This window comes from Yinghuangia sp. YIM S10712, assembly GCF_051388935.1.
GTDB lineage: Bacteria > Actinomycetota > Actinomycetes > Streptomycetales > Streptomycetaceae > Yinghuangia.
Map to the genome: position 1 here is coordinate 1 of NZ_JBPKBI010000069.1, position 1,395 is coordinate 1,395.

The 1,395-nt window shown below is 61.9% G+C and carries 2 protein-coding genes; both read left to right on the forward strand.

Annotated features, from left to right (window positions below):
• The first annotated feature begins 61 nt into the window (after positions 1-61).
• Positions 62-985 (forward strand): SRPBCC family protein, encoded by a 924-nt coding sequence (locus tag ACRX5W_RS33220; protein ID WP_436792119.1) that lies wholly within the window; start codon positions 62-64, stop codon positions 983-985.
• Positions 982-1,302 carry an SRPBCC family protein gene (locus ACRX5W_RS33225; protein ID WP_436792117.1) on the forward strand — a complete coding sequence of 107 codons (321 nt, stop codon included), beginning with the start codon at positions 982-984 and terminating at the stop codon, positions 1,300-1,302. Before ACRX5W_RS33220 ends, ACRX5W_RS33225 begins: the two co-directional genes overlap by 4 nt.
• The last annotated feature ends 93 nt before the right edge of the window (positions 1,303-1,395 follow it).

A 1,395-nucleotide genomic window follows, 5' to 3' on the forward strand; every position in this document is an offset into this window, starting at 1 on the left:
GCGTGAGGCGATCTTCAAGAAGACGTGGCTGAACGTGGGTCGTGTGGAGCAGCTTCCGAAGGTGGGGAGTTACTTCACGAAGGAGATCGCCGCGGCGAAGTCCTCGGTGATTCTGGTGCGCGGCAAGGACAAGGAGATCCGCGCGTTCCACAATGTGTGTCGTCACCGCGGCAACAAGCTGGTGTGGAACGACTTTCCGCGTGAGGAGGTCTCCGGTACGTGCCGGCAGTTCACCTGCAAGTATCACGGGTGGCGGTACGAGCTGGACGGCGAGCTGACGTTCGTGCAGCAGGAGGGCGAGTTCTTCGACCTCAACAAGCAGAACTTCGGTCTGGCGCCGGTGAAGGCCGAGGTGTGGCAGGGCTTCATCTTCGTCAACTTCGATGAGAACGCGGAGCCGGTCGCGGAGTACCTGTCGCGGTTCGGGAAGGGCCTTGAGGGCTACCCGTTCGACAAGATGACCGAGGTGTACAAGTACCGCGCGGAGATCGGCGCGAACTGGAAGCTGTTCATCGACGCGTTCATGGAGTTCTACCACGCGCCGATCCTGCACCAGAAGCAGGCGGTCGACGAGGAGTCGCGCAAGCTGCGCGAGGTCGGGTACGAGGCGTTGTCGTACGACGTGGACGGTCCGCACGGGCTGGTGTCGTCGTGGGGTGGGATGGCTCCGCCGAAGGACGAGACGATGGTCAAGCCGATCGAGCGTGTGCTGCGGTCGGGTCTGTTCGGTGTGTGGGACGCGCCGGATGTGGGTGAGGTCCCGATGAAGGGCCTGAACCCGACGAACCACAAGGCGTGGGGCGAGGACTCGTTCCTGTTCTTCCCGAACTTCATGCTGTTGATCTGGAAGCCGAACTGGTACCTGACGTACCACTACTGGCCGACGTCGTACAACACGCACACGTTCGAGTGCTCGTTGTACTTCGTGCCGCCGACGAACGCGTACGAGCGTTTGCAGCACGAGTTGGCGGCGGTGACGTNTTGATCTGGAAGCCGAACTGGTACCTGACGTACCACTACTGGCCGACGTCGTACAACACGCACACGTTCGAGTGCTCGTTGTACTTCGTGCCGCCGACGAACGCGTACGAGCGTTTGCAGCACGAGTTGGCGGCGGTGACGTTCAAGGAGTACGCGTTGCAGGACGCGAACACCTTGGAGGCGACGCAGACGATGATCGAGTCGCGTGCGGTGGAGGAGTTCCCGCTGTGCGACCAGGAAGTGATGCTGCGTCACCTGCACACGACCGCGCGTGGGTATGTGGCCGAGCACCAGGCGAAGAAGCAGCAGGCGTCGGCCTGAGTGCCGCCCGGCTTCCGGATTTTGAGGAGAATCGAGCGATCATGAGCAACCTTCTGCCTGCGCAGTTCGCGGATCTGGAGAAGTACGCGGACT